Origin of the sequence: Lachnoclostridium sp. Marseille-P6806, assembly GCF_900625025.1 — a bacterium.
GTDB lineage: Bacteria > Bacillota > Clostridia > Lachnospirales > Lachnospiraceae > CAG-791.
Map to the genome: position 1 here is coordinate 1 of NZ_LR130609.1, position 1,386 is coordinate 1,386.

Genomic DNA, 1,386 nt, shown 5'->3' on the forward strand with positions numbered 1-1,386 from the left:
AATTCATCCATGATGGATCCGGGATCTTTATCCGGGCAGCCCTCCACTTCTTTGGTGAGACGTTCACCCGGCTTGACGAACACCTGCGGAACAGCTTCTGCCGGAAAAAGGACTGGTACATCGTCCGAAGGGATGAAGCCTCCACACTCTGCCGTATCGGACGGATCCACTACCAAAAAACGCTCTTTATGAACCGAAAGAGCGGAGAGCGCCGCTACCTGACTGACGAGCTGCTGGGGTTTGATCCGCACGAGAGGCTGACAGAAGATGCCCTCGTAAGGCTCCTTAATGAAGCCGCAGACAGTTCCTACCGCAAAAGCGGAATGACGACAAGTGTCACAGAGGAAGTGTCCAGACAAACCGTGATGAACCGAATTCATGCCCTGAAATTTCCGCCGGAGCACAAGTGCCCCGAAAGGAAGAAAAAGGTCGAATACCTGTACATCGACGCGGATGAGGATCACGTAGCGCTGCAATACGACCAGGCCAAAGGTGATTTGCGGCATGGACAGCATGCGAGTGTGATGCCCCGATTGGTCTATGTCTACGAAGGCATAGAGAGCGAAGGCCCGGAACCGTCGAGGCATCACCTTGTAAACGCGCGATACTTTGGTGGCGTGTATGACAGCGGCTCCAGGGAGCTGTGGGAAGAAGTCGACCGCTACATTCGCAGCCATTACGATCTCACCGCGATCAGAACGATTGATATCCATGGCGATGGAGCGGGATGGATCCGCAGCGGCTGTGACGTGATCGGCAGCTCCCGGTTCGTATTGGACAGGTACCACATGCACAAGTACATCATCGCAGCGACAAGCCATCTGCTCGATTCGAAAGAAGACGCAAAGAGTGCGCTGTACCGTGCAATACATCACAAGAAGAAGTACGAGGTCCGGGAGGCATTTGAACGCATCCTTGCCGTCACAGACTCAGAAAGCAAGCAGAAAGCAGTGCAGACCTCCATGGATTATATCCTGAACAACTGGGCCGGCATCATGGCATCCCTAAAGAATAAGGAGCACCAGACCGGCTGCAGTGCGGAAGGACACGTGAGCCATGTGCTTTCGGATCGGCTGAGCTCACGGCCGTTGGGGTGGAGCCGAACGGGAGCAGACAGGATGACGCGCCTGCGGGTCTATAAACAAAACGGAGGCAGCTTGTTAGCCCTCGTACGCTACCAGAAGGAACCGGTACCGAAAGTGGCCGGAGGGGAAGGGTACGAAGCATTAGCGTACTACGACCGCAGAGGACTTCTGGCAAGTGAGAACAGCCATCGCGGAGAGCTTGGGAAATACAGTGAGGTATTTCGTGCATCCATAGCAGACGGAACAGCCAGAAAGACGGCGGCCATTCGCTGGCATCTCTGGGATATATAGTTTTCAATGG

Annotated in this window: 1 protein-coding gene; it reads left to right on the forward strand. The window is 54.6% G+C overall.

The annotated features are described in order from the left end of the window. The coding region (locus E0E20_RS13770; RefSeq protein WP_130838735.1) for an ISLre2 family transposase at positions 1 to 1,376 on the forward strand (1,376 nt) is incomplete at its 5' end. Between the last annotated feature and the right edge of the window lie 10 nt (positions 1,377 to 1,386).